This window comes from Agrobacterium sp. 10T429 (assembly GCF_056393925.1).
Genome location: NZ_JBFTGV010000015.1, coordinates 1 through 23,096 on the forward strand (window position 1 = coordinate 1; position 23,096 = coordinate 23,096).

Consider the following 23,096-nt stretch of genomic DNA (forward strand, 5'->3'; position numbering starts at 1 on the left):
TAAAATGCCAGCGTCGGATCACGCTCAGTAACGCCATGTCGATCACTCCAGGGCCCCCGCTGAAAACATGCGAGGGACGGTTGAAACATGGGTCAATTCTCAATGGAAATATCAGGCTGCGCCGGGTCAGCTCTCAGTGGAAATCAACACCATAAGGCAAGAAACCTTACCGCCGCCGCCGGATTCACCGAAAATCGTTACATTTTGTGGGTCTCCGCCGAATGCGGAAATATTTAACCTCACCCAATGTAGAGCAGCGACGAGATCAAGTAGGCCAGGATTTGGTGCGTAATCGCTGTCTGGCAAGAGGTCGCCAAGAAATGTAAACCCAAGGACATGCAGGCGATGGTTGACGGTGACGACGACGACGTCACCGCGCACGGCAAGTCGCTCGCCGTCATAAAGCGGCGCACCGCCAGTGCCGTAGCGATAGCCGCCACCGTGGAAGAAAACCATCACGGGCTTGCCTTTTGCGTCGTTCGGCGACCAGACATTTAAGAAAAGGCAGTTCTCACTACCGTCGCGATTGTCGGTCCAACCTTTCCAATCCCTGTTCTTTTGGTAGCATGGGTCGCCTACTGCTTGTGCGACAAGCGGCGCATCCCAAGCGGCTGCTGGAACCGCGCCTTCAAACCTGGACGCGGCTGTGTCGCGTCCATACGGCACGCCTTTGAAGACGTTAACCCTACCAGTGGTGTACCCGGAAACTTGTCCGCCGGTAGTTCCCACCATCGGTGTTGTTCCGGCCGCAGAAGCAGCCCTGGTTGTTCCTGTCGAACCCATCAACCCCTCCAAGGCGCCCATATTTGATACGAAAGCTCGGCGAACCGGTGAGCGCCATACCTTTTCGTTTGAAAATTATTCTGTCAAGTATGTGATGCGAATAAGAGGCTTCAACTGTTGATCCCGCGATCCAGTCGGCTGGTGCACCAGTCGGCTCTAATGAGACTGCGAGCTACCGTCTAGGGCGGTTTACTGGCAAGTATCATATCTCGATCTTGGTCAGGCCGGTGTTGTGCTTGGCTGCGACAGTCATGTCCAACGCATTGGTAGGGCATCGTTCGTCAGGCACTAGCTTCGGCTGCTTCATCTTTCAGCCAGGCTGCAAAAGCTTCTGCGTTGCGCGAAAGTCGTGTCTCTTTCCTTTTCACAAGATAGTAGGCTTCCTTTGGAAATAGCCGCATTGCCGGAAATGGACAGACGAGACTGCCGCTTGCGAGTTCCCGCCTGGCTAAGATCGGAGCGCACAAGGCTATACCCCGGCTTTCCATAGCCATCTCGCTGAGGATGTAAGCGTCGTCCACGATATGCCCACGTCGGACGTTTGGGTGGTGGATATAATACTGGTCTAGCCACTGCTGCCAGTCCTTGTAGCGCCGATCATGCAAGAGCGTGAAGTTCTGCAGGTCCTCTGCATTATTCAATTTGCCCGAGGCGGCGATCGCCGATGAGCAAACTGGCGTGTAGTAGATGCTAAGCAGCTTCTCAGACACCAAATCCGGCCATCGACCACTACCCCATTTGATAGCAAGCTCAACGCGATCCGACAGCCTCAAGTTCGTTGAGCGATATTGTTCAAGGCGCAGGTTCGGGAACCGCCCGAGAAAACTGTCAAGTCTGGGTGAAAGCCAAGACGCTGCGAAAGCAGACTCAACCTGAATTTTCAGCAAGTTGGTGGAACTGGGAACTGAGAGTGACTCGAAGGCCGACAATAGCTGCGAAATCGGGTCGCTAATCGCGGCAATCAGCGTTTCCCCCGCGTCGGTTAGAGCCAGGCCACGGGCACTTCGTGTAATCAGGCGAGAGCCGACCGCTCGTTCGAGTTTAGCCACCTGGTGGCTCACCGCAGATTGCGTGATGTTAAGTTCGCTCGCGGCAGCCGTAAAGCTCCCGTGTTCGATCGCCAGCTTGAAGGCAAGAAGCTGCTCTGTCGGCGGAAGGTACAACGCCATGGGCTTTCCGATTTCATCATGACAAATCGTCATGAAGAGTAGGACACAGTTTCAATTGCGCCGCAACGCCATCGAACACATACTCACCGGAATGTTCAGTGTCCGCTACGTTCTGCATGACCCTACCCGCTTCAAGCTTTGACCGGGTCGCACGAGGGCCTGATCGACAGTCGCCTGCCAATGATGTGAGAGTGTATGAACGAGCAAGAAACAAGGTCCCTGCGTGTAGTAGATATCGTGAAGCGGGCAGATGATGTCGCCGAGCTCGTGCTTGCGGACGCCCAGGGACGAGAGCTGCCGTCGTGGGAACCGGGGGCGCACTTGTCCCTGAAGCTCGGGCCGCAGCTTGAACGACAATATTCGCTCTGTGGTCCGCTTGGCGATACCGCACACTGGCGAGTCGCCGTCCTACGCGCCGGCAATGGCCGCGGCGGATCGCAATTTATCCATGAGAATCTGAGGAAGGGCGACATCCTGGAAGCTCAGGGTCCGCGAAACCACTTTCCGCTTGAGGCCGCATCGGAGTACATCTTCGTTGCAGGCGGAATAGGCATCACGCCGATCCTTCCAATGATTGAGCAAGCTACGGCGCGTGGCACTCCTTGGGTCTTGTATTACGGCGGCAGAAGCCGTTCATCAATGGCGTATCATCAGGAGCTCGAAGCGCTCGGCGGGCATGTGCGGATCGTTGCGGAAGACCACGCTGGCATTCTCGATCTGAAGGCAATCGCAAATACTATCGCCCCTGGGACAAAACTGTACTCTTGCGGACCAGAGGGACTTTTAAACGCTCTGACCGCGTTGTCCTCTGATTGGCCCAAGGACACGCTGCACAGCGAGAGATTCAGCCCGATAACAGTCTCTGCGCCAGTTCAAAATCATGCGTTCACAGCGCATCTTCGCGCCTCTGGGCGTTCGATTTCGGTAGGCGCAGAGGAGAGCATTTTGGAGGCCATGACACGCGAAGGTATTCGTTGGCCTAGCGCGTGTCGTGAGGGAACCTGCGGTTCATGCGAGACGCGGGTTTTGTCTGGCGCTATCGACCATCGCGATTCGGTGCTTAGCGCTTCGGAGCAACAGCAGGGCGACTGGATGATGGTTTGCGTATCTCGTGCGCTCGGTCCCGAGATTGAACTCGATGCCTAGAGCGCCAGCGAACACGGTTGTCCTGGTATATTTTGAAATCAAACCTTGAAGGAGAAACAAATGGGACAGGAAATCGCGCCAAACAGCCTCCGTGCTGTGCGTTCTACGGAAACAACGTTCCCTCGCGAGCGCTACGTCTCACCTGCGGTCTTTGAAGAAGAGACCCGTCAGATTTTTGCGAAGCAGTGGACCTTTGCGGGCCATATCTCCCAAATTCCGAATGTCGGCGACTTCTTCTCCCATAACTTTGCAGGGGAGAACCTCCTCATCGTCAGGGAGAGCACCGAAAGCGTTCGTGCCCACTACAACGTCTGTCGCCACCGAGGTTCACAGCTGTCCAAATCGGATAAAGGAAATGTTCGCAATTTTGTGTGCCCATACCACCAGTGGAGCTACGGCCTTGACGGCTCACTTCGCCGTGCGCCGATGATGGCCGATAAGGACTGCATCGATTACGAAAAGCTCTCTCTCTTTCCGGCCGCCGTCGAGGTGTGGGCCGGCCTGATCTTCGTGAACCTCACGAGCAATCCCACTGAAAGCTTGACCGAACTGCTTGGCACTCCGTCGGACGAACTCAAAAAGCTTCAACCTGAGAACATGAAGGAAATCTTTCGCGAGGCCCTGCCTGTAAAGGGGAATTGGAAGACCCTCCTGGAAAACTATCTTGAATGCTACCACTGTGCCGGCTCTCACCCCGAACTCGGCATCGCGTTCGACATCCAATCCTCCTACGGCCAGACTGCGGGCTGGGGCGGCAGCTGCTTCCTCGGCGGCGAGCCGCTGCGGAAAGGTTTCACGACGGTTTCCATGAATGGAGAACTCGTTAGCAAGCCGCTCGGCATATATGCGGACAAGAAGGAACTGCCCGTGGAAATTACTGATGGCGTGGGGCTGCTTCCCGTCCTCAGCCGCGTAATCTTTCACATCGACCACGCTATTATTCACACGATGAACCCGATCTCGGAATCGGAAGTCGAGTGGACCTCGCGCTGGTATGTGCACTCAGATGCGATCGAGGGCGTGGACTACGAAATCGACAAGGTGATCGAAGTCTGGCGCGCTACGAACGCCGAGGATAAGGAACTCTGCGAGCGAAACTACAAGGGCGTCCTCTCGCGGAAGTTCCAGCCCGGCCCGTTGAACCCTCTTGCAGAAGGCGCCGTTCGCCCTGCCCTCGATCTTATCGACAGCTTGATGGCCGCCGTTTAAGCCGGAGAACTTCGAAAACAGACCCTGGTGGACGCTCGTTGTCGATCAGGGTCGAGACCGCTTCTGCCGACAGCGGCATGAAGCTCGCGGCTGACCCGATTTTTTAATTACATCTTTTCAACGCCGGTCTCGACCAAGGGCCACGAAAGGTACAGCACCTAATCCGCTTATTCATGCTGCGGTTCTGTCGATGGACTCTTCGATGTGCCGGCCTTCGACAGATCGCTTCCGTTTCGATCAGTCTCTTATTTGGGCGCGATCGTGAGGTTCGGACACTCGCTGCTCTGTCAACGGCGGCGCTTTGAACGCCCTTACTTCGGGCAAAGCTTCGTCAAAACGTTCAACTTCGACCAGACAAGATTGCGCAACAGTCGCTTGGGTCAACTTAGAAGACCCTATGTCGATCGTCAGCACATTGGGATTACCGTGTCGTTCGAGGATGTTGTCGGGACACCAGGTTTGTGGGTCAAACCATGCACCCGTCGCGATGATAACCACGCCTGGAAGGAGTTCGTCTGTCAACTGCGCCGCGGACAAGCACGCACCGCGATCGTTGAAGATGCGGACGGCGTCGCCATCCTTGATATTTCGAGCATCCGCATCGGCCGGGTTCATCAAGACAGGCTCTCTATCCTTGATCTTCCCTGCCCGACTGTGCGGAGAGTGATCAAGCTGACTGTGTAGCCGACGGCGTGGCTCCTGGCTGATCAGATGAAGTGGGTACCGTGAAGCTCGGTCCGAGCCCAGCCACTCGACCGGCTCCATCCAGGTTGCCTGTCCAGGACAATCGTCGTAGCCAAATCCGGCAATTTCCTCCGAATATAGCTCAATGCGTCCTGATGGCGTGCCCAGCGGATGGTTGTCGGGGTCAGCCCGGAAATCAGCCAGCATGATTGTCGGCTTGTTCGATGAAGGGAAATCGATGCGGCCCATTTCCCAAAATTCCTCGAGATCGGGCAAGTCGATGCGTGAACGGAGGTTCGCGCGGAACTCGCAGTACATGTGCTCGATCCACTGAGCGGCTGTCCTGCCGCCGGTGAACTCCTTCCCGACCCCCATCTTCATTGCGACACCTGCAAAGATGTCGAAGTCGCTTTTCGCCTCGCCTAGTGGGGGTTGAAACTGGCGCATCGCGACAAGCTGCCCCTCACGTGATGCGAAACCAAGGTCATTTCTTTCGAGGGAAGTACTCGCGGGAAGAACGATGTCCGCGGCCTTGGCAGTGCTCGTCCAAAACTGTTCGTGGACGATAATCGTCTCCGGTTTTTGCCAGGCACCGATAAACCGGTTGAGGTCCTGATGATGATGGAAGGGATTGCCGCCCGCCCAGTAAACAAGCCTCACATCAGGATATCGATAGGAGTTGCCGTCATAGTCGAACTGACCTCCAGGGTCGAGAAGCATGTCCGCAATGCGAGCGACCGGAATGAAATCCTTTATGGGATTGCTACCCTGCGGTAGCCGCGGGCCGGAAATCTTGAGTTCGTCCGAACCGATAGAGTTGAGGGTTGCGTAACCGATACCGAAACCACCGCCCGGGCTGCCGATCTGTCCTAAATGCGCCGCTAAGGTCACGAGCGCCCAGTAGGACTGCTCCCCGTGGCTTTGGCGCTGCAGAGACCAAGAAGCATTGATCATGGTCTTCGACGCTGCCATCTGCCTGGCAAGCCGCTCTATCTGACCACTTGGAACGCCTGTGATTTTAGCCGCCCATTCGGGCGTTTTGGCCACCCCATCATGTATGCCGAGAACATACGCCTCGACTTTATCGCTTCCGGTACAGAACCGATCGAGAAAGGCAAGATCGTGCAAATTCTCCGAAGTGAGCACATGGATCAGTGCGAGCATCAGTGCGACGTCAGTGTTTGGCCGTATGGAAACCCAATCGGCTTCGACACTGACGTCCTGTCGGAGGGGGCTGACATTTACAAACCGTACGCCCCGTGCGCGCATCGTCTCTATCGCCTGGCGTACTCGATGACGTCCCGCGCCCCCTGCCGTCATCTGGGTATTTCTAAGTGGCAACCCACCAAAGGCGACAAACAGCTCCGTGTGATCTGCGAGACTGTTCCAGTCCGTGTGCTGTTCGAGAAGTTGCTCCATCGGAGCCACGATGCGCGGCATGATGACGGAGCCAGCGCCGAAGCTGTAGGAGTCCCGGCCCCGCACGTAGCCCCCGATTACATTGAGGAAGCGGTGGATCTGACTTTGCGCGTGATGGAAGCGGCCCGCGCTTCCCCATCCATAAGATCCTCCGAAAATAGCATTGTTCCCAAAGGACTGCCTGACCCGCTGCAATTCGTCGGCGACAATGTCGAACGCTTCATCCCAGGGGACCTCGACAAAGTGATCTGAGCCTCTTCGCTGTCGATGGTCTCCCGGCCCTTTCTTCAGCCATCCCTCGCGGAAGGCCGGCCGACGGACGCGCAATGCGCTAACCGCATCGGAGAGCTGGTCTAGTCCGATTGGGCTCGGATCGCTGTCGCCTTCCCATGGCTTGAGAGCAATCTTTCCGACCCCGTCCCGTTCGACGCGATGTGTTCCCCAATGTCCTACGGCAAAATCGGCAGCAAGCGCCGGTGGGATAATTTCTTTCTGCGTCATGTAAGGAACCATGAGTAACTGGAGGAACATGGGTCGAAGCGAGGGCCACGGAACAATCCCCGATCGCTTTGTCAACGGAAACGTCCTGAATTAGCCGAGTTGCCGACCCGCCGAAGTGAGGACGAAGATCACATGGACAATTGTCCAAGTCAATTGCCCAAGTATCGGCCGACCCCCGTTTTAACGGCTTGCAAATGGTGGATGGATGCGGCTAGCCTTGCGCTTCAATGCCCATTTCCGAAAAAAGTGAAGGATTTAGACGTGCGCATTCCATCGGCAATCCGACGTGAACAATTGGTCGACGCGACAATTGAGATCATGCGCGAAAACGGTGTCCAGTCGGTAACTGTGCGGGATGTCGCGGCGAGAGCCAAGGCTCCCCTAGCAATTTTACACTACTGTTTTAAGGACAAGGACGACCTGATCAATGCTGCTGTCGACAGGTGGCTGAAGGAGATGATTTCTGATTCCATGAAATTTTCCACGAGCGGCGGCGTTCGCAATGCCGTCCGTTCTATGCTCGACTCTTGGTGGGAAGGCGTCGAGCGCATGCCCCAGAACGCACAGGCTCAGTTCGAACTCTTCCTGTGGGCGCTTCGCAACAGCGAACCAGTCCGGCTGACCATGTATCCCATGTATCTCCAGGAGCTAACCGTCGTATTGAACGAAGCACTTGAGATCTCAGGCTGCACATGTCAATGGGATACCACGGTCCTTGCAAGATCCTTGTTGGTCATCGTCGACGGTTGCAGCTTCCAGTATTTTTCCGACCCGGAAAACTCCGGGGCAAAGGCGCTAAGCTACGAAATGGCGGAGGCGCTTTTTGACCGAGCAAAAATTCTCCCACTGGAGCAACCGACCTAGATCTTGGAAATATGTAGGCCGCCGCCCTTAGAGCGAATTCACACGTTTCCGGGCGTTGAGTGGCCTAACCAGGCGGGCATTCTAGCGGAGCCCGACTGCTGCTACCGCAAAGCTCTCGCCCTTTGAAGACGAGCGAACAGCCCGGTCACCCTTGCGATCAGTTGCCGGAATGACCACGTCAAGCTTAAGGCGTTTTCACTTTCGTCGGCCGGGGGCGGGGATCGGTCCGCGGGCGTTGGCTCCGGATAGAACATGCTGCAACAGCCACCCAGGGCGACGGTAAATCCTCGGCTTTTCTCGGTTCCATCAGGCATTAGGTCGCTCCTTCTTATTGGCGGGTAGGCGGAAACATCTTTTCATTTCAAACTGCCGGGACGCGATCGAACCACGGCCGTGCTTCCTCCAGACGTGCGGAGAGCCTCAACAGGTCGCTTTCGCCCCCGAACGGCGCAATGATCTGTACGCCGATCGGCAATCCTTGCGCAGACCAATGCAGGGGAAGGCTGGCAGCCGGTTGCCCGGACGCGTTGATGAGTGCGAGGAACGTCGCGTAGCGGCTTATCTTGCTTCTAAAGCTGAAGAAGTCGTCATCCGTCGAAATCGCCCCCAGCACTGCCGGCGGCTGCATTAGCGTCGGCGTGACGATGAAGTCGTATTCAAGAAGATAGTTTGCCAGTTGCCGGCCGATCGTGTGAAACCGCGTAATTGCCAACGCATAGGCTTCCGCGCTCAGGCTCTTTCCCCGGTGATAAGCATCTAGGATGGCAGGCTCCAACTTCCTTTCCCATCCAGACTTCGGATCGTTGCGGATTTTCCCGTTAACCGTGACCGTGACGTTGGCGGCCATCACGTTGATTTGAGCCTCCACGAATTTCGAGAACTGAATGGGCGGAAGTGGTGCATCGACGACTTCCTGGCCAACCTCTTCGAGCAACCGTTTGGCTGTCTGCAGCGCTGCAAGGCACTCCGGGTGGATAGGGATATCGTCAAAGCCCACACTCCACATCGCGATGCGCCGTCGCCTTCTAAAGGGCTTATTCAATACAAATGCGTAGGAACCGTTCTTCAGCGGTGAGGCGTACGGGGCACCAGTTTCCATCCCCGAAATACCATCGAGTGCAGCCGCCGTATCGCGCACTGATCGCGACAATACTCCGTCAGTCGCAAGGCCACCCCAACCTTCCCCGCGTGCGGGGCCAGCTGGAATAAGCCCTCGGGAAGGTTTTAGACCGTAGATACCACAACAAGAGGCGGGAATGCGTATAGAGCCGCCGCCGTCACTGCCATGAGCAATGGGGACAATTCCGGCTGCAACAGCCGCGGCGGCGCCGCCGCTCGATCCGCCCGGCGAGTGATCAAGGTTCCATGGGTTGCGCGTTGGTCCGCCGTTCTGAACTGCCTCGGTGGTCGGCGCCATACTAAATTCCGGAACGGTCGTTCGACCGAAAGGCAGGAAGCCATCCTCAAGGAATCTGTCCGTCAAGGTCGCATTGAAATCGATCTTGAGGTCCGCGAACAATCGCGAGCCGAAGCTGTTGGTAAGTGGCGGATAGGCAAGCCCGGAATCCTTGAGCAGAAACGGAAGCGCCCCGAACCGCCCCTTCAGCGTTGCGTTGCGCGCGAGGTCTCGGCCAGTCTCGAAATTTGTGCAAGTCAAAGCGTTGATCTTGGGATTGATCTGCTCGGCGTAGTCGATCGCACAGTCCATGAGTTCGAGGGGTGTCAGTTGCTTGTCTCGAAGCATCCTGGCTAGGTCGAGACCGTCCTGCTTGCGATATTCGCTCTTATTCATGATATGGTTTGTCCTAACCTGGTCAGACAGCAAGAATTTGCTGTTCGGCGCGCAGTTTCAGCACTTTCTTGTCGACCTTGCCGGTCTTTCCCTGGGGCAGTTCTGTCTCAAAGAAAATTGTCCGGGGGACTTTGAAGTCGGCCATCTTCTGTTCGAGATAAGCGATCAATTCGTCCGAAGAGACATCCATTGCTGGACGCAGGACGACGAAAGCGATCGGCGTTTCTCCGAAAATGCGGTCGGCAATACCGACAACTGCAGCGTCCTGGATCGCCTCGTGGACAAGGATCGTTTTCTCCACTTCCGCCGGTGAGATGTTGTGGCCTCCGCGGATAATGATGTCCTTGATACGGCCGACGATGTAGTAGAAGCCCTCGTTGTCGCGACTGACGAGATCGCCGGTCCGGAACAGGCCTTCCTTGAGCGTTGCCGCTGTGAGCTCAGGATCCTTTGAATAACGCTTGAGTGTTGCCGCGCCACGTACAAACGCTTCGCCGGGCTCTCCCGCGTTACATTCCGAGCCGTCTGGGGCGAGGATTTTGATTGTCGCGCCAGGCGCGGCCTTGCCGATCGCCCCTGCGGGTAGTTGGGCCGGATCGTCGTGGTAGCGGCCAAAGACAGGCGTCACTTCGGTAAGCGCATAATAGTTCTGCAACGACTTATTGAACTTTGCGACGAAACGAGCACCGACCTCCTCTGGTAGGGGAGCCCCGGAGCAAATAAGGAGACGAGCGCCGGAGAGGTCGAACGTGAGTTGCCGTTGCTCGCAGTACTCCATCATCATGGAGTACATAGTCGGCACGCCATGATAGACGGTTATGTGATGGGCTGCGAAAGCCTCTAACACGTCGCGCGGGTGGAAACGGCGAAGGATCACGACAGTGCCCCCCGCATGCAGACCCGTCGCGGCTGCCGTGGAGAGCCCGAAAAGATAACCGAGAGGAAGTGCGACGAGGGTCGTATCCGTTTCGGAGATCCCCCACATTCTCGCCAGCGAGGCCGCCACGTCGATTTGCGCGCGCTGGTCGAGGACAACGGCCTTTGGATTGCCGGTTGTCCCAGAGGAATAGGTAATTATGAAGTCTGACTCGGTATCGATATCCGCGTGCGGCTCCTCCAAACCTTCTGTGTCAGCGGATAGCGTCGAGAGATGCAAAAGCTTGTCAGAGTGAACTGCTTGTCGAGCGATCCCCTCTACGTGATCATCGAAGAAAAGTACCATGGCCTCGCTGTGGTCGAAGCTATAACCAACCTCGTCTGCCGTGAGATTGGGGTTAAGAGAAACAAACACAGCCCCCATCTTGGAGGCAGCGTAGTAGCAGTACAGCTGCTCGGGGTGATTTTGTCCGTAAACCGCGAAGACGTCCCCCTTTCCTATATCAAGCGAACGCAGCTTGCGGATCACCTGATCGATACGACGGAGAAGTCCAGCGTAGGAGATGGTTTCTTGATCGTAGACGATGGCTGTTTTCTCAGACCGTTTTTCAGCAGCTGCACGAAGTGCATCGTAAACCGACGGGAGAGGAGAGAGGTGATTTTCCATGAGGCGTGATTCTTCTTGATTAGTCGGTGAAGGTTTCAAATGCTTGGTTTGCTTCGGCCTGCGCTCCATGCAGCTTGCGAAGTCTGTCCCGCGCTTCATCGGAAGCAGTTCGGAAGATCACGCCCGCTGTCGACTTCATGTGGTCGATCAGCCTCGCCAGCATGTTAATTCTCGGTCCTCGTCCAATAATTTGAGGATGCATTGTAAGCGTGAATACGCCATCGCCTAGGGAGGCGCAGAAGTCGAACTCTTCCCTCCAAAGCTCATACACTTCCTGAGGGGTTCTCATGCCAAGATACATTGGCTTGTTGAGAAAAACGAAATGTGGGAAATCGTCCAGTTCCCATGCTACCGGCATCTCCAGGATTTTGCTCGGCGTGCCAGGATCGTAATCATCTTCCGTTGCGACAATACCTGTGCGCGCCAAATACGGTCGGTAGTCATCCCCCATCATGCTCGAGTCGTAGATTATTCCACGATCCTCAAGGATTGATATTGAGTCGGGCCCGAGGTCCCAGGCTGGAGAGCGATAGCCCTTCGGAAGAAAGTCGCTACCCAGGATCGACCGCATCTTCGAAATCGAGCGATCGAGCAGCCGCTCCTCATCGTTTCGAGAAAGCCCCACTGGCGTCTCATGGCAATACCCATGCAGCGCAAGCTCATGCCCCTCTTCACGGATCCGCAGTGTTTGCGATGGGAACGCTGCGGCGGTGTGCGAAGGAACAAAAAAAGTAGCAGGCACCTTTTTTTCTGCGAGAAGGCTCAACACACGTGGCAAGCCGACCAGAGCCCCAAACTCGCCGCGCGAGAGAGGTGTGGCGCTCGTCTGGCGCATGGTGCTGATCCAAAGTGAAACTGCGTCGAAATCAAATGTGAGACAGACAGTTGTCATCACTCGTCCTTTGCGCGATTCGCCCCCGACTTGTGCCCCACGGACAAACGGGGAGGCAAAAATAGTACTAGTAGGTATGTTTTAATTCGATTTGGTATGCGTAGCGGGAATGTGCCGACATTGCAAGCTTCACAGGCCCAGTTGATGGCATTTACGTTCCTGTTGGAACTCAATGGATACTTCGCGCTTACGCAATGGCTTCCCCGCTGCGGCGTGGGCGTGACGATGAACCTGTGAAGCGGCCATCATCACGGACCTACATCCAATCCCGGTCCTTTCCGGTGACGGAATCGGAACGGAATAAGCGAAAGGTCTGGTGGTTAACGCATGGCGCAACGCTATAGAAAGTCTTCGGGACATTGCGCCGACCTAGCCGGGGACTGACGGCGCTCCACCCGGCTCGGCACCAAGCGCCTACGGCAAGACTGCAATGACTTCAACTTCCGCGAAGAGGCGCGGGTCGTAAAGCCCGGCCTGGACCATCACGCTGGCTGGCGGGCATTCCTGATTGTAGTGTTTCGCACGCACCTCCTTGATCGTTTTCAATAGCTCCGGGGTGAACTCCTTAACAAAGCAAGTGGTCCGTGCCACGTGCTCGAATGTCAGACCGGCTGCGGCGAGCGTGCGCTTCAGGTTCTCGAACATCGCCACGATCTGATCTTCCATCGAACTCGTCACTGGCTCTCCCGACTGGTCAAGACCGCAATGACCGCCCGAGACGAAGAACCCGCTCCCCTTGACGACCATGCCTTGAGACAGGCCCGGCCAGTTGGCTTCAGGTGGGTTTACTGGGGACAACATGAATTTCTTCCTTTCGTCAAAAGACTAGTGAGTTGCCTTCCGCCGGGTGTACCCGACGGGGCGCTCCGACATACCATCGCAGACTTATGGGATACGTGGAAGTATGTGGACACGATTTTATCCCGGACCCATGCCGACAAGAAATTTCCAGTGCCCACTGATTGTACGCTTGAGTATGTTTCATGGATTATCTAGTATGAACTTGAATTTCGGTTCGGACCCGGTCGCCAAAGCTGCCGAACGAAGCTCGCATTCTTGTTCATCTTTCGAGGCATTTATGACCAAAGGAACACCGTCGCATTGGGTGACCGCTGTAAGTGAGATAGCGGAAGAAGGTATCTACATACGCGGATATGCGATGAACGAACTGGTCGGCGCCGTCCCCTTCTCCGCAATCACCTACTTGTTGGTTCGCGGAGAACTCCCGACTCCAGGCCAGTCAAGGATGATGGACGTCATTCTCTCCTCCATTCTCGACTTCGGCCTCCAAAAGTCCGGTACCCTCGCCGCTCGCGCCGTAGTTTCCGTCAATCCCGTCATGACGGCCGGCCTCGGCGCAGCCGTTCTGGCGGCCGGTGCATATGCGGTTTCGCCCGAAGATACTGGCCGCTTTATCGCGGAGACTTTTTCCGGATGGAAGGCCGGCAACCAGCCGATGGACGAAGCCGCGGCAGAGCTTGTTCAAAACCTGCGGTCGGAAAAGCGCCGGGTCCCCGGCTTTGGCCACCAAGTCTTCAGATATCTGGATCCGCGATCCGAGAGGCTGAAGGCGATAGCCAAGTCTGAGGGCGTATGGGGCGAAGCAAACGAGTGGTATGAAGCCGTCCACAGGGCGTTCCAGATAGTGAGCAACAAGCCCGAACTGGTCTTGAACGACGTCGGAATGCTCGCCGCTATCATGGTGCAGATGGGTTTCACGCCCCAGGAGATGTGCGGATTGGCGATCCTGTCGACCATGCCTGGCGTTATCGCTCACATATCGGAAGAGTTAGGTTCGGGCGTTCGTAACCGCCTCGTACCCGACACGCATGTCGAATACACGCAGGTTCGCCGCGATCTCGACAGCGCTCTCAAGAGCGCCGGCTGGAGATGATTTCGAGCGGAGGAGATGCCGCGTCTTGGCATACTGTTCGCTTGACACATCGAACCAGCTGGTAGAAAATACATTCTCATCAGTATGAAAAACTGAGCTTTGGAGCGGATGAGGGAGTCCACAAAGCGATTTATGCGCCACGGCGCTCAAGGAGGTAATGAATGGACGCTATAATCGACCCTAATGCACTGAGCGTCGGTCCAAGCGCTATGTTCTTCGACGATTTCGAGGTTGGTCAGGAATGGACCACCCCCCGTCGGACGATTACTGAAACCGATATCGTGATGTTCGCCGCACTGACCGGCGACCATAACCCGGTGCACACGGACGAGCTCTACGCACGATCCACGCCATTTGGTGCGCGGATCCTTCACGGCCCTGCCGTCTTCGCTATCACCACCGGATTGGAGTTTCGGCTCGGCATCAAAGAGGGCACAGCCATCGCTTTCTTGGGAATGACCTGGGATCTGAAAGCTCCGGTGAAGATGGGAGACACGATCCACGTCTACCAGCGTGTCGAGGAAGTCCGACGCACCTCGAACCCCACGCGCGGGATTGTGAACTTCTGGCTGGAGGTTCGGAACCAGCGAGAAGAAGTTTGTCAACAAGGCATATGGAAAGTCATGTTCCATTCCCGGCCTGGCGTTGACCATCGAACGACAGCACCTTCCCGCGCTGCAGAGGCGTAGGGCAAGAACCGAAATGCGATTGTGCGGGCACTGCCGGCGATAGGAGCGCTGAAACTGCAAATGGATATATTTGTACTCATCAAGAGGGTCGCTGATCCAAACCTTCCCGAGCAACTGGTGTCGATATCCGACGCCGGTGACGAGATCGTCGTGCATGCATCGGCACAGTACTCGATCAATCTTTATGACCTGAATGCCGTGGAAGCGGCGATTGGACTTAAAGAGACACATGGCGGAAGCGTAACCGTACTCACTGCTGACGACGCTTCAGCCGAGCAATATTTGCGACGCGTGCTTGCAATGGGCGCTGATAATGCCATCCGCGTTGATCTCGACAAAGCCGCTCGCACCGACTCCTTCAAGACCGCTCAGGCAATCGTTACTGCGATAGAGAAGAAGGGAACTCCATCGCTGATTATTGCCGGACGACAATCGTCGGACACCGATTCCGGCTACGTGCCCTACCTCGTGGCACACGGGTTGGGTATCCCGGCGATCTCCCCGGTTGTCGCAATTAAGTCTGTAGGCGACAAGGTGATCAATGTGGGCAAGCTCGCCGACGCGACCATCGACGAATACGAGATTTCCCTCCCTGCCGTTCTGCTCGTCTCGAATGAAATCAACAAGCCCCGAACCCCTGGCTTGAAGGGCGTCATGACGGCCAAAAAGGCGACTATCGAGGTCGCTCAAGCGACGTCTGACGGCCCGACTGGCTCCAGGCCCAAATATTCTCCGAAAAAGGCGCAGCGCTCCGGCCAGTCCACCACATTCATCGATGGCAGCAATGAAGACAAGGCCGCCGCCCTTCTCGCAGCACTCGACAAGTGAGATCACCGATGAAGAACGCTCTCTTTGTAATCCATCATACTTCCGAGACCCGCGCGACAGAGTTCGCCACATTGGCGTCGATCGCGGCGAATCTCGCTGCGGCGGGTTATTCCTCCGATCTGCTCATCCTAAACACGACAGGTTCTTCCAGTGTGACTGTGAAGTATGGCGGGGTGTTCCGAAGCGCGTCCGTGGTGAGGCCGAACAAGCCTGTCGGTGACGGTGCAAACTATCTGGTCCAGGTCGTCGGTAAGGCGGCCTCCGATCGTGAAAGCTCACTGGTCGTTGGCTTTGGCACGATTTCCAACCGGAATTGGGGACCGCAAGTCGCGGCTGCGCTTGCCGCGGAATTCGTGACATCCTGCGAAGTCATTCAAGCCCGCGAAGGCAATATTGAAATCACCGGCCCGGTAATGGGCGGCTTGGCGCAGAAGATCCTTTCACTCGAAGGGCGTAAGGCCGTCCTTCTTTATAGCGGTGACGCTCTGTCCGCACCTGCTGCTCAGGATGTCGAAGCGCAAGTGGTCACCGAACCGGTCAATCCCGGAGCCGTGCGTTTTGTCGCCTCGGAGGCTCTGCCCGACAGCGGTGGCCTTCCGCTTCGTGGCGCGAGCAAAGTGGTGTCCGGTGGACTTGGTGTGGGTTCCGGTGAAAAATGGCGTGTCATTGAGGAGTTTGCGGCCAAAGTTGACGCGGCAGTCGGCGCTAGTCGCGCCGCGGTTGAGATGGGATGGGTGCCTTCGTCTCGGCAAGTGGGCTTCAGCGGCCAGAAAATCAGCCCTGAGGTTTACGTGGCAGTCGGCATTTCCGGTGCAGTGCATCACCTCGCCGGGATCGGCGGGGCGAAGAAGGTCATAGCGATCAACAAAGACCCGGATGCAAATATTTTCAAGATTGCGGATATCGGCATCGTCGGTGACTACGAAGAAATCCTGGCTGCGGCCATGAAAAAACTCTGAAGCTGATCGGAAGCGCGCCCAACCGCTTCCGCCTGCATTTGTGGTCGAAGTTTCTATGTGGATGCTGCCGGCCCGATAACAAGAGCTCGCATTTGCGAGGTTATAAGAAGGGAACATTCAAATGAGCGGCAAGCGTGTCGTTGTGGTTGGAGCGAGCCGGCTGGGTTGTGAATTTGCATTGGCTGCTCGTGCAGCCGGCGATGAGGTCACGTTGGTTGACGAGCACCCTCAGGAACTCAAGAGCATGTCTTTTGACGCCCCGTATTTTTACGGATCGGGTCTGCCCACGTCGCTCAGCGACGAAACCGCCGTCTTCGATAACGTCCTGAGTTCAAATGATCTTTTGCTGGAATGCGTCGAGAACGAAGTCGATGTCAAGATCGGTGTGGTTGCCTGGGGTGCGTTTCACAACGCTCCTAACTCCCGGCACATCGAAATTCCTAAGGTGGGAATCGTCTCTCGGGAGGGGAACGAACTCCTGGAATACGACCGACTGGTACTCGCGCCCGGTTCCCGTGACTTCGTACCGTCCTTCAAGGGATGGGATTTACCAGGAGTAATGGGGGGAAAGGCAGCAACTAAGCTTCTCCAGTCTTACCAGTGTTTCAACGGCAGCCGCTGCCTCGTGCTGGGAACGACCACCCTCGCCGTCGAGTTTGCGCGGGCTGCGATCGACCGTGGCATCGAAATCGCGGGATTCGTCGAGCCAACCGCCACCTTTCAATCAGGTGAGGAAGATGGCCACTGGACAGGCGAACAGGATATTCCGGTTTTCTATCAAAGCGTCCTTCTCGAAGCGCAGGGCACCGACAAGATCTCGTCAGCGACCGTCATTTCCATCGACGGCACCGACAAACGTGTCGACATCAACTGCGATACGATATGTGTTGCCATCGCGGTTCTCCCGAATGTGGAACTACCGGCCGCCATGGGCTGTGCTATGCGATTTGCCGGGGAATACCCGGCGTGGCTGCCGGTCGTTGACGCAAAGCTCGAGACATCTGTCCCGAATGTGTATTGGCTGTCAAATTTCAACAGGCAGGATGACCAAGTCGCTCGCCTTCTCGCGCCAACCGCCKGCGAGAACATCGACGCGTTACGCGATTCAGCGCCTTCCGGACAACCAAACCCTGCGAATTACATAGATCTCTGGGTTGCGAAGCTGCACGAGATGGGAGGCTCCGACGTCGTCTTGTGCCAATGCGAGTCGGTGACGCGGGGCGAGTTTCTGGACCTGCAACCGCCTCGGTACCTCAAAGCCGGCTTGCGCGCACCACATGTGGCGACGACGGGCGGAGACGTTGGTCCAAAGGTCAGTCAGGACATGACGAAGCGGATGACGCGGGTCGGCATGGGCCACTGCCAAGGCAAACGTTGTCGCGACGAGGCTGCCATGCTGCTTGCCCAGAGATACGGAATTGACGTCGCCGATATCAAGCCGGCCAGCTATCGCTTCCCGGTCAGACCGGTGGACATGGGCCTGATTGCGGCAGAGGATGACGACTACCACACCCGGGAAAGATGGCCTCACTGGATGCACGAAGAAGTCGTTCCCGAAAGCGTCGCAGGCCAGCAGAAGAGGTAAGAAGACATGAACAGTTATGATATCATCGTCGTCGGCTCCGGGCTGCTTGGATTAGCGACCGCATACCAGGCTCAAAAAGCAGGTGTTCGCGTACTCGTTGTCGACCGCGGGCCGGTGGCGTACGAAGCCTCTTCTCGCGCAACGGGCTATCTGAGCCTGCGCGCCGACGATCCCGACGAAGCGCCGCTTGCGGAGATGGCCGAGAAACTTTGGGATGGTTTGGAGGAGGAACTGGGGTACCCGACCGAATGGACGCAGAAAGGCCGTCTGTGGGTCGCTTTTTCTGACAAGCAGGTGGAAGAACTCCATGCCACCCACAAAGCCTTTCAAAGAGCTGACTTCGGCTTCGAAATCATAGATGCGGATGCATGCCGTAAGCTTATTCCCATTCTCTCCAACGAGTCGCGGGCGGGTCTTTACACACCGCGGTCGGGGCACGCCAACCCACAGCGTGTATCGCAAGCCTACGCTTGGGCGTTTCAAGACCTAGGTGGGGTCATTCTCGAAAACACGCCTGTTTATTCCGTCATCTCGGAGTCGGGGAGAGTCAAAGGCGTCAAAACCGCAACGGGAGACCTTTATGCAGATCGGGTTGTTCTTTGTGCCGGAGGCTATAATGCCAACCTCCTCGAGCCCTTCGGCGTTGTGTTTCCAGTCGCCTCTGTACGCTTGGAGGCATTGGTGACGACTCCTCTGCCGCCCATGTACGAGGTAGGGTTCATCGGTTTGAATGGACTGTCAATACGGCAGACAAAACGTGGCAATCTCCATGCCAACGGCGGTCCACATGAGTGGGTCGATGTAGACGCAGATCACGAGCCCGCAAAGCCGAACACGCCGATCGTTCGCAATTTGGTCCGCCGCATGATCGAGGCGTTTCCGGTCGCGAAAGGGACGCAACTTTTGCGGACCTGGGCGGGCGTTCTCGACATTACGCGCGACCAGAAGTCGATCATCCATAGGTTCGACGATCCCGAAGGGCTGCTCGTCGCTGCGGGCGGGGGACATGGTTTTGGGATGTGTCCGGCCGTCGGGATTGCCATGGCTGACCTCGCTCTAAAGGGCGAGACGTCGGCTCCTGTTGAAAGGCTCAGTCTCGATCGATTCATCGACCTTTCGCCGGACTGGAAAGCTCAGAAGAAGTGGGAAGCGGGATCTTATAATACTTGATTGGCAAACTTCACCAACGGCTGAGGCAGTTGGGTGCAGGCATTCGAATATGTAGGTCCTCAGGCAAGGTTGCCTTTCTGGTTTTTATACCGTAAAGAACGAAAAAATACTCAGGAAGGTACACCATGGATATGGAAGCTCAAAAAGATTCTGCCAAACCCAACATTCGGGGCAAGATCAAGCAGCAAAAGACCGAGCTAATTCAGGAAGAAATCCTCGACGCGGCCGCTCGCCTTATCGCGGCCCGCGGCTTTCGCGCCGTTACGGTAGACGACATCAGCGCGGAGATGGGCTTCACCAAATCGATCGTCTACTACTACATGAAGAACAAGAACGAAATCCTCTGGAGGATCTTCGAGAAGATCGACGACACGTATTCCAAGGGTTTGGCCGAAGTTTTGAAATCAGGCGGTAGTGTCACCGAGGTCCTTGCGCGGATCGTGAAGATGCATTCGCTGAATGTGATGTCACGGAGCGCTTGGGCGACGATCTACAACAGGGATGAAAACGAGCTCAACGACGAGCAACGCGAGGTCGTCACTGGCAACCGTCGGAAATACAACAAACAGATCCAGGATCTGTACGCCAAAGGTGTCAAAGAAGGTGTCTTCCGCGACGTACCTCCAGCCATCGCTGTTAGCTGCATTATCGGCGCTTGCAACTGGCCCTACACTTGGTTCAAGCCGACCTTCAAGCATAGCGCCGAGGAAGTTGCGTCAGTTTTCGCTGATCAGCTTATTCAGGGTGTTGCCCTGAAATAGGAAACCCTATTCGACGAAAATTACGCTGTCCGATAGCTCTGCGCGCGTCGTACGGAAGCTATTGGCAGCGTGATCTTTTACCTCGTATCCGAAAGAAACTCCGCAAACGATCCGGAAGTCGTTTTCGATTGCCGCGTGCTTGCGGATAATTTGCGCATAGTGAGCGATGGCGCCTTGCGGGACGGCCGAAACCCCGACAGCCTGGGCGGCAAGCAGGAAGTGCCCGAGGTATATACCCGCGTCAAATAGCCCTCGCTCAGCCAAGTCCTTGTGAACGGTTATAATGGCAAGGTGTGGTGCACCGAAGAAGCGGAAGTTTTCAAGCGCCTGTTTGGCTGAAGCCACTCGATCTCCCTTCTGGACGCCAACGGCATTGTACAGGGCCCAACCGCATTCGCGCCGACGCTCCTGGAAAATTCCGGTGTAGACACCGATTGGCGGAACATCGGACTTTCTGTCTGCGCCGTCCAAAGCGGACCTGTACATTTCGGCTCGTAGTAGATCCAAAGGCTCGCCACTGACGACGAAGACCTTGGTTGGCTGCGTGTTGCAGTCCGAGGGCGCCGTGCGGGCAACCTCCAGAATTTTATGAATGTCACGGGATGGGACCGGCGTGCTCGTGAACGCACGGCAAGAATAGCGAGCCTTTGCCAAGGAAATGAGTGCCTTGTATGGGCTCCCTTCGTCACAGCTCATCTCGACTTCCCTCAATATTGGTCCTGACTTCGTTCGATCTGTCGGCGAAACCAGCCGGACGCACCGGCGTTTCCCCTACGACCAACGACAACCGTCAAAGAGACTGGTTAGAACAAGCGAGTACCGTGACACTTTTTGCATACACTTAGATCGCCGCTCGTTATGGCGATTTCCCGGCGCGATTGAGCCGGGAAAACTCCCTATTGGATATGAGCCGGCTTGTTACTGGACCGTCCAGCCCGCGTCGATGACAAGCGAATGACCTGCCATGTAGTTGGCGTATGGCGACGCAGCGAACATGATCGCGTTCGCGATGTCCAACGGTACGCCTTTCTTTCCTGCAGGAACGCGCTTCAGTGCGTCGGGATTTACGCCAACGCCGCGTGCCATGTCGGGAGCGGTGTCGCCGAGGATCCGAGCCGAATTGCCGCGCATATCGGTCTGGATCATGCCAGGGCACACTGCGTTGATCCCAACACCTGTCTTGGTCAGATCTACCGCCATCTGCCGTGTCAGGCCGATCACGCCGAATTTGGACGTTGTATAGGCCAGGCCGTCTGCACCACCGATGATACCTCCTACGGATGAGACGTTGACGATGCGACCATCTCCGCGCGCAACCATGTCCTTCAGCACGGCACGGCAGAAGTAGAATGTGCCCCGAAGGTTGGTGTTGATGACCTTTTCCCAAAGGGCGTTGGAGGTCTCAAGCACGCCGGCAAATCCGTCGAAGACGGATGCATTGTTGACAAGAACGTCAATGCGGCCGTGCTTGGCCAACACAGACGTTACGACGTTATCGACCGAACTCTCCTGCTGAACGTCCGTCTTGATAAACTCAACAGACAACCCTTCCGAAGCGAGAGACTTTACAACGTCCTCACCCTGGTCTTCCAAATATCCAGCAATGATGACCTGTCCGCCGGCGCGGGCGAATGCTTCAACGGTCGCCCTGCCGATACCTGTTTCGCCGCCCGTGATAACGACAACTTTTTCCTTAAAGTCGAACATATGCAAGTTCCTTCAGCTTCGCCAATTCAGCAGGTCCGTTCGTCGAAAGAGGCCATCTGGGGGCACGGTCTGATCCTGCCACGCCACCAAACTTGAGATATTGACGCTTTTTTCACCGGACATACTCACACGTACAATACAGTACGCTACGGATTGCGCAACGGCATCCGGAGAACGAAATCGCGTTTTCTTCGATGTTACGGAAACACCCTCCTCGTTTCGAAAACCCATCATATCGCCCATCGCCTCTTTACAAACATACCCATAGTAATGTTTATTATACGCATCGGTAGACAAATAAGCGGTGTTGGTAAGCTGGCTGAGACGCGCCGCTCACCAAAAGGGTCCCGGAGGGTCAAAGTTGCAAACAGAACTAACGAAAACGCTTGGTATTGAGCTTCCAATTTTTGCGTTCTCGCACTGCCGCGACGTCGTCGCCGCAGTGACGAAGGCTGGAGGAATGGGTTCGCTCGGCGCGGCGTGGATGACTCCGGAAGAGTTGGAGATGTCAATCGAATGGATCGAGGAGCGTGTTGATGGGCGCCCCTTTTCGGTCGACCTGGTGTTTCCCGGCACGGGGGGAGAAGGCGTCGAAAAGACCCCCGACGAGTACCGGAAGCTCATTCCCAAAGAACACCTCAACTTTGTGAAGCGGCTTCTTGACGATGCAGGCATTGCGGACATTTCCGAGACCGACCGGGATGCGTATCTGGCCGAGTATGCCGAAAAAATGGCGATGACCAACAAGAAGAGCCGCGAGCAGCTTGACGTGGTGCTTGGCAAAAAGTCCGTCGACCTCGTGGTGGGCGCACTCGGTGTCACCCCGGAATGGGTCGTCAAGGAAGCTCACGCCAAAGGTGTCCAGGTCGGCGCACTTGTTGGCAACGCAAGACACGCGGCAAAGCAGCGGTCGGCCGGCGTGGATGTGCTGGTTGCCCAAGGAACAGAGGCCGGCGGAAGCGTGGGCAATATTGCCTCCATGGTTTTATGGCCGCAGGTCGTCGAGGCGGCTGAAGGCATCCCCGTGCTGGCGGCAGGGGGGATCACGCGCGGATCGCATATCCTGGCCGCCTTGGCACTCGGTTGCCAGGGTGTCTGGATGGGCTCGCTTTGGCTGGGAACGGCCGAGAGCGATCTGAGCTTGGAGATGCGAGAAAAGCTCTTTGCCGCCGCATCCGAAGACGCGCGCCTGTCCAAGGCTATGACCGGTAAGCAAGGTCGCATGCTCTACACCAAGTACGTGGACGCTTGGCACCGTCCCGAGGCTCCGGAGCCCCTTGACTGGCCGATGCAATCGATCATGAACGGGTACCCATTCAAGCGCGCCGAGCGCGGTCGGAACCTCGACTACTGGACCTACTCCGTCGGCCAGGCAGTTGGCGATATGCACGAGCATACGACGGTGAAATCCGAGATCGAGCGGATGCTCATCGAATATGTAGAGGCGCTTGAGAAACTGCAGGGCGTCACCTCTTACTAAGTTGAATCCATGCCTGTCACA

General features: G+C 56.3%; 20 protein-coding genes. 11 read left to right on the forward strand and 9 right to left on the reverse strand.

All coding sequences use genetic code 11. The features are described from left to right. Positions 1-126: 126 nt before the first annotated feature. Together AC1DCP_RS24720 and AC1DCP_RS24725 are read right to left on the reverse strand one after the other, a co-directional pair. Entirely contained in the window at positions 127-783 is a 657-nt protein-coding gene (locus tag AC1DCP_RS24720; RefSeq protein ID WP_476774743.1) for a carboxylesterase family protein, read from the reverse strand. Between the two features lie 281 nt (positions 784-1,064). Further along, positions 1,065-1,952 carry a LysR substrate-binding domain-containing protein gene (locus AC1DCP_RS24725; protein ID WP_441360477.1) on the reverse strand — a complete coding sequence of 296 codons (888 nt, stop codon included), beginning with the start codon at positions 1,950-1,952 and terminating at the stop codon, positions 1,065-1,067. A 195-nt stretch (positions 1,953-2,147) separates the two neighbouring features. Between AC1DCP_RS24725 and AC1DCP_RS24730 the strand changes: the two genes are divergently transcribed. Next, positions 2,148-3,098: a PDR/VanB family oxidoreductase gene (locus AC1DCP_RS24730; RefSeq protein ID WP_441360478.1), complete on the forward strand. Its 951-nt coding sequence runs from the start codon at positions 2,148-2,150 to the stop codon at positions 3,096-3,098. Between the two features lie 60 nt (positions 3,099-3,158). After that, a complete protein-coding gene (locus AC1DCP_RS24735) occupies positions 3,159-4,307 on the forward strand; it encodes an aromatic ring-hydroxylating oxygenase subunit alpha (RefSeq protein WP_441360479.1) in 1,149 nt (382 codons plus the stop codon). Positions 4,308-4,544: 237 nt separating this feature from the next. Here AC1DCP_RS24735 and AC1DCP_RS24740 read toward each other — a convergent pair whose 3' ends face one another. Beyond that, a complete protein-coding gene (locus tag AC1DCP_RS24740; RefSeq protein ID WP_476764370.1) occupies positions 4,545-6,911 on the reverse strand; it encodes a molybdopterin-dependent oxidoreductase in 2,367 nt (788 codons plus the stop codon). Positions 6,912-7,112: 201 nt separating this feature from the next. Between AC1DCP_RS24740 and AC1DCP_RS24745 the strand changes: the two genes are divergently transcribed. Beyond that, the gene (locus AC1DCP_RS24745; protein WP_476774744.1) at positions 7,113-7,775 is read left to right on the forward strand and encodes a TetR/AcrR family transcriptional regulator; all 663 of its coding nucleotides are present in this window, start codon (positions 7,113-7,115) and stop codon (positions 7,773-7,775) included. A 361-nt stretch (positions 7,776-8,136) separates the two neighbouring features. Here AC1DCP_RS24745 and AC1DCP_RS24750 read toward each other — a convergent pair whose 3' ends face one another. From AC1DCP_RS24750 to AC1DCP_RS24765, 4 genes are all read right to left on the reverse strand, one after another. After that, positions 8,137-9,567 carry an amidase gene (locus AC1DCP_RS24750; protein WP_476774745.1) on the reverse strand — a complete coding sequence of 477 codons (1,431 nt, stop codon included), beginning with the start codon at positions 9,565-9,567 and terminating at the stop codon, positions 8,137-8,139. 22 nt (positions 9,568-9,589) lie between these two features. Further along, on the reverse strand, positions 9,590-11,110 hold the full coding sequence (locus tag AC1DCP_RS24755) for a class I adenylate-forming enzyme family protein (protein ID WP_476774746.1): 1,521 nt from the start codon (positions 11,108-11,110) through the stop codon (positions 9,590-9,592). A 19-nt stretch (positions 11,111-11,129) separates the two neighbouring features. Continuing rightward, on the reverse strand, positions 11,130-12,002 hold the full coding sequence (locus AC1DCP_RS24760) for a polysaccharide deacetylase family protein (RefSeq protein ID WP_441360484.1): 873 nt from the start codon (positions 12,000-12,002) through the stop codon (positions 11,130-11,132). A 414-nt stretch (positions 12,003-12,416) separates the two neighbouring features. Then, entirely contained in the window at positions 12,417-12,803 is a 387-nt protein-coding gene (locus AC1DCP_RS24765; RefSeq protein ID WP_476774747.1) for a RidA family protein, read from the reverse strand. A gap of 277 nt (positions 12,804-13,080) precedes the next feature. Here AC1DCP_RS24765 and AC1DCP_RS24770 point away from each other — a divergent pair, with 277 nt between their 5' ends. The 7 genes from AC1DCP_RS24770 to AC1DCP_RS24800 all read left to right on the forward strand — a co-directional run bounded on the left by AC1DCP_RS24770 (position 13,081) and on the right by AC1DCP_RS24800 (position 19,888). Next, positions 13,081-13,896 carry a citryl-CoA lyase gene (locus tag AC1DCP_RS24770; protein ID WP_441360486.1) on the forward strand — a complete coding sequence of 272 codons (816 nt, stop codon included), beginning with the start codon at positions 13,081-13,083 and terminating at the stop codon, positions 13,894-13,896. A gap of 161 nt (positions 13,897-14,057) precedes the next feature. Continuing rightward, positions 14,058-14,585 carry a MaoC/PaaZ C-terminal domain-containing protein gene (locus tag AC1DCP_RS24775; protein ID WP_476774748.1) on the forward strand — a complete coding sequence of 176 codons (528 nt, stop codon included), beginning with the start codon at positions 14,058-14,060 and terminating at the stop codon, positions 14,583-14,585. Positions 14,586-14,645: 60 nt separating this feature from the next. Further along, on the forward strand, positions 14,646-15,413 hold the full coding sequence (locus tag AC1DCP_RS24780; RefSeq protein WP_441360488.1) for an electron transfer flavoprotein subunit beta/FixA family protein: 768 nt from the start codon (positions 14,646-14,648) through the stop codon (positions 15,411-15,413). 8 nt (positions 15,414-15,421) lie between these two features. Then, complete coding sequence (locus tag AC1DCP_RS24785; RefSeq protein ID WP_441360489.1) at positions 15,422-16,372, forward strand: electron transfer flavoprotein subunit alpha/FixB family protein; 951 nt, start codon at positions 15,422-15,424, stop codon at positions 16,370-16,372. Positions 16,373-16,493: 121 nt separating this feature from the next. Next, positions 16,494-17,957 (forward strand): FAD-dependent oxidoreductase, encoded by a 1,464-nt coding sequence (locus AC1DCP_RS24790; protein ID WP_476774749.1) that lies wholly within the window; start codon positions 16,494-16,496, stop codon positions 17,955-17,957. A gap of 6 nt (positions 17,958-17,963) precedes the next feature. Further along, a complete protein-coding gene (locus AC1DCP_RS24795) occupies positions 17,964-19,127 on the forward strand; it encodes an NAD(P)/FAD-dependent oxidoreductase (protein ID WP_441360491.1) in 1,164 nt (387 codons plus the stop codon). Between the two features lie 125 nt (positions 19,128-19,252). After that, entirely contained in the window at positions 19,253-19,888 is a 636-nt protein-coding gene (locus AC1DCP_RS24800) for a TetR/AcrR family transcriptional regulator (RefSeq protein ID WP_441360492.1), read from the forward strand. A gap of 6 nt (positions 19,889-19,894) precedes the next feature. Here AC1DCP_RS24800 and AC1DCP_RS24805 read toward each other — a convergent pair whose 3' ends face one another. Then, positions 19,895-20,584, reverse strand: coding sequence for a nitroreductase (locus AC1DCP_RS24805; protein WP_441360493.1), 690 nt, complete (start codon positions 20,582-20,584; stop codon positions 19,895-19,897). 222 nt (positions 20,585-20,806) lie between these two features. Continuing rightward, on the reverse strand, positions 20,807-21,595 hold the full coding sequence (locus AC1DCP_RS24810; protein WP_476764369.1) for an SDR family NAD(P)-dependent oxidoreductase: 789 nt from the start codon (positions 21,593-21,595) through the stop codon (positions 20,807-20,809). Between the two features lie 361 nt (positions 21,596-21,956). Here AC1DCP_RS24810 and AC1DCP_RS24815 point away from each other — a divergent pair, with 361 nt between their 5' ends. Further along, entirely contained in the window at positions 21,957-23,075 is a 1,119-nt protein-coding gene (locus tag AC1DCP_RS24815; RefSeq protein WP_476774750.1) for a nitronate monooxygenase, read from the forward strand. Positions 23,076-23,096 lie beyond the last annotated feature (21 nt).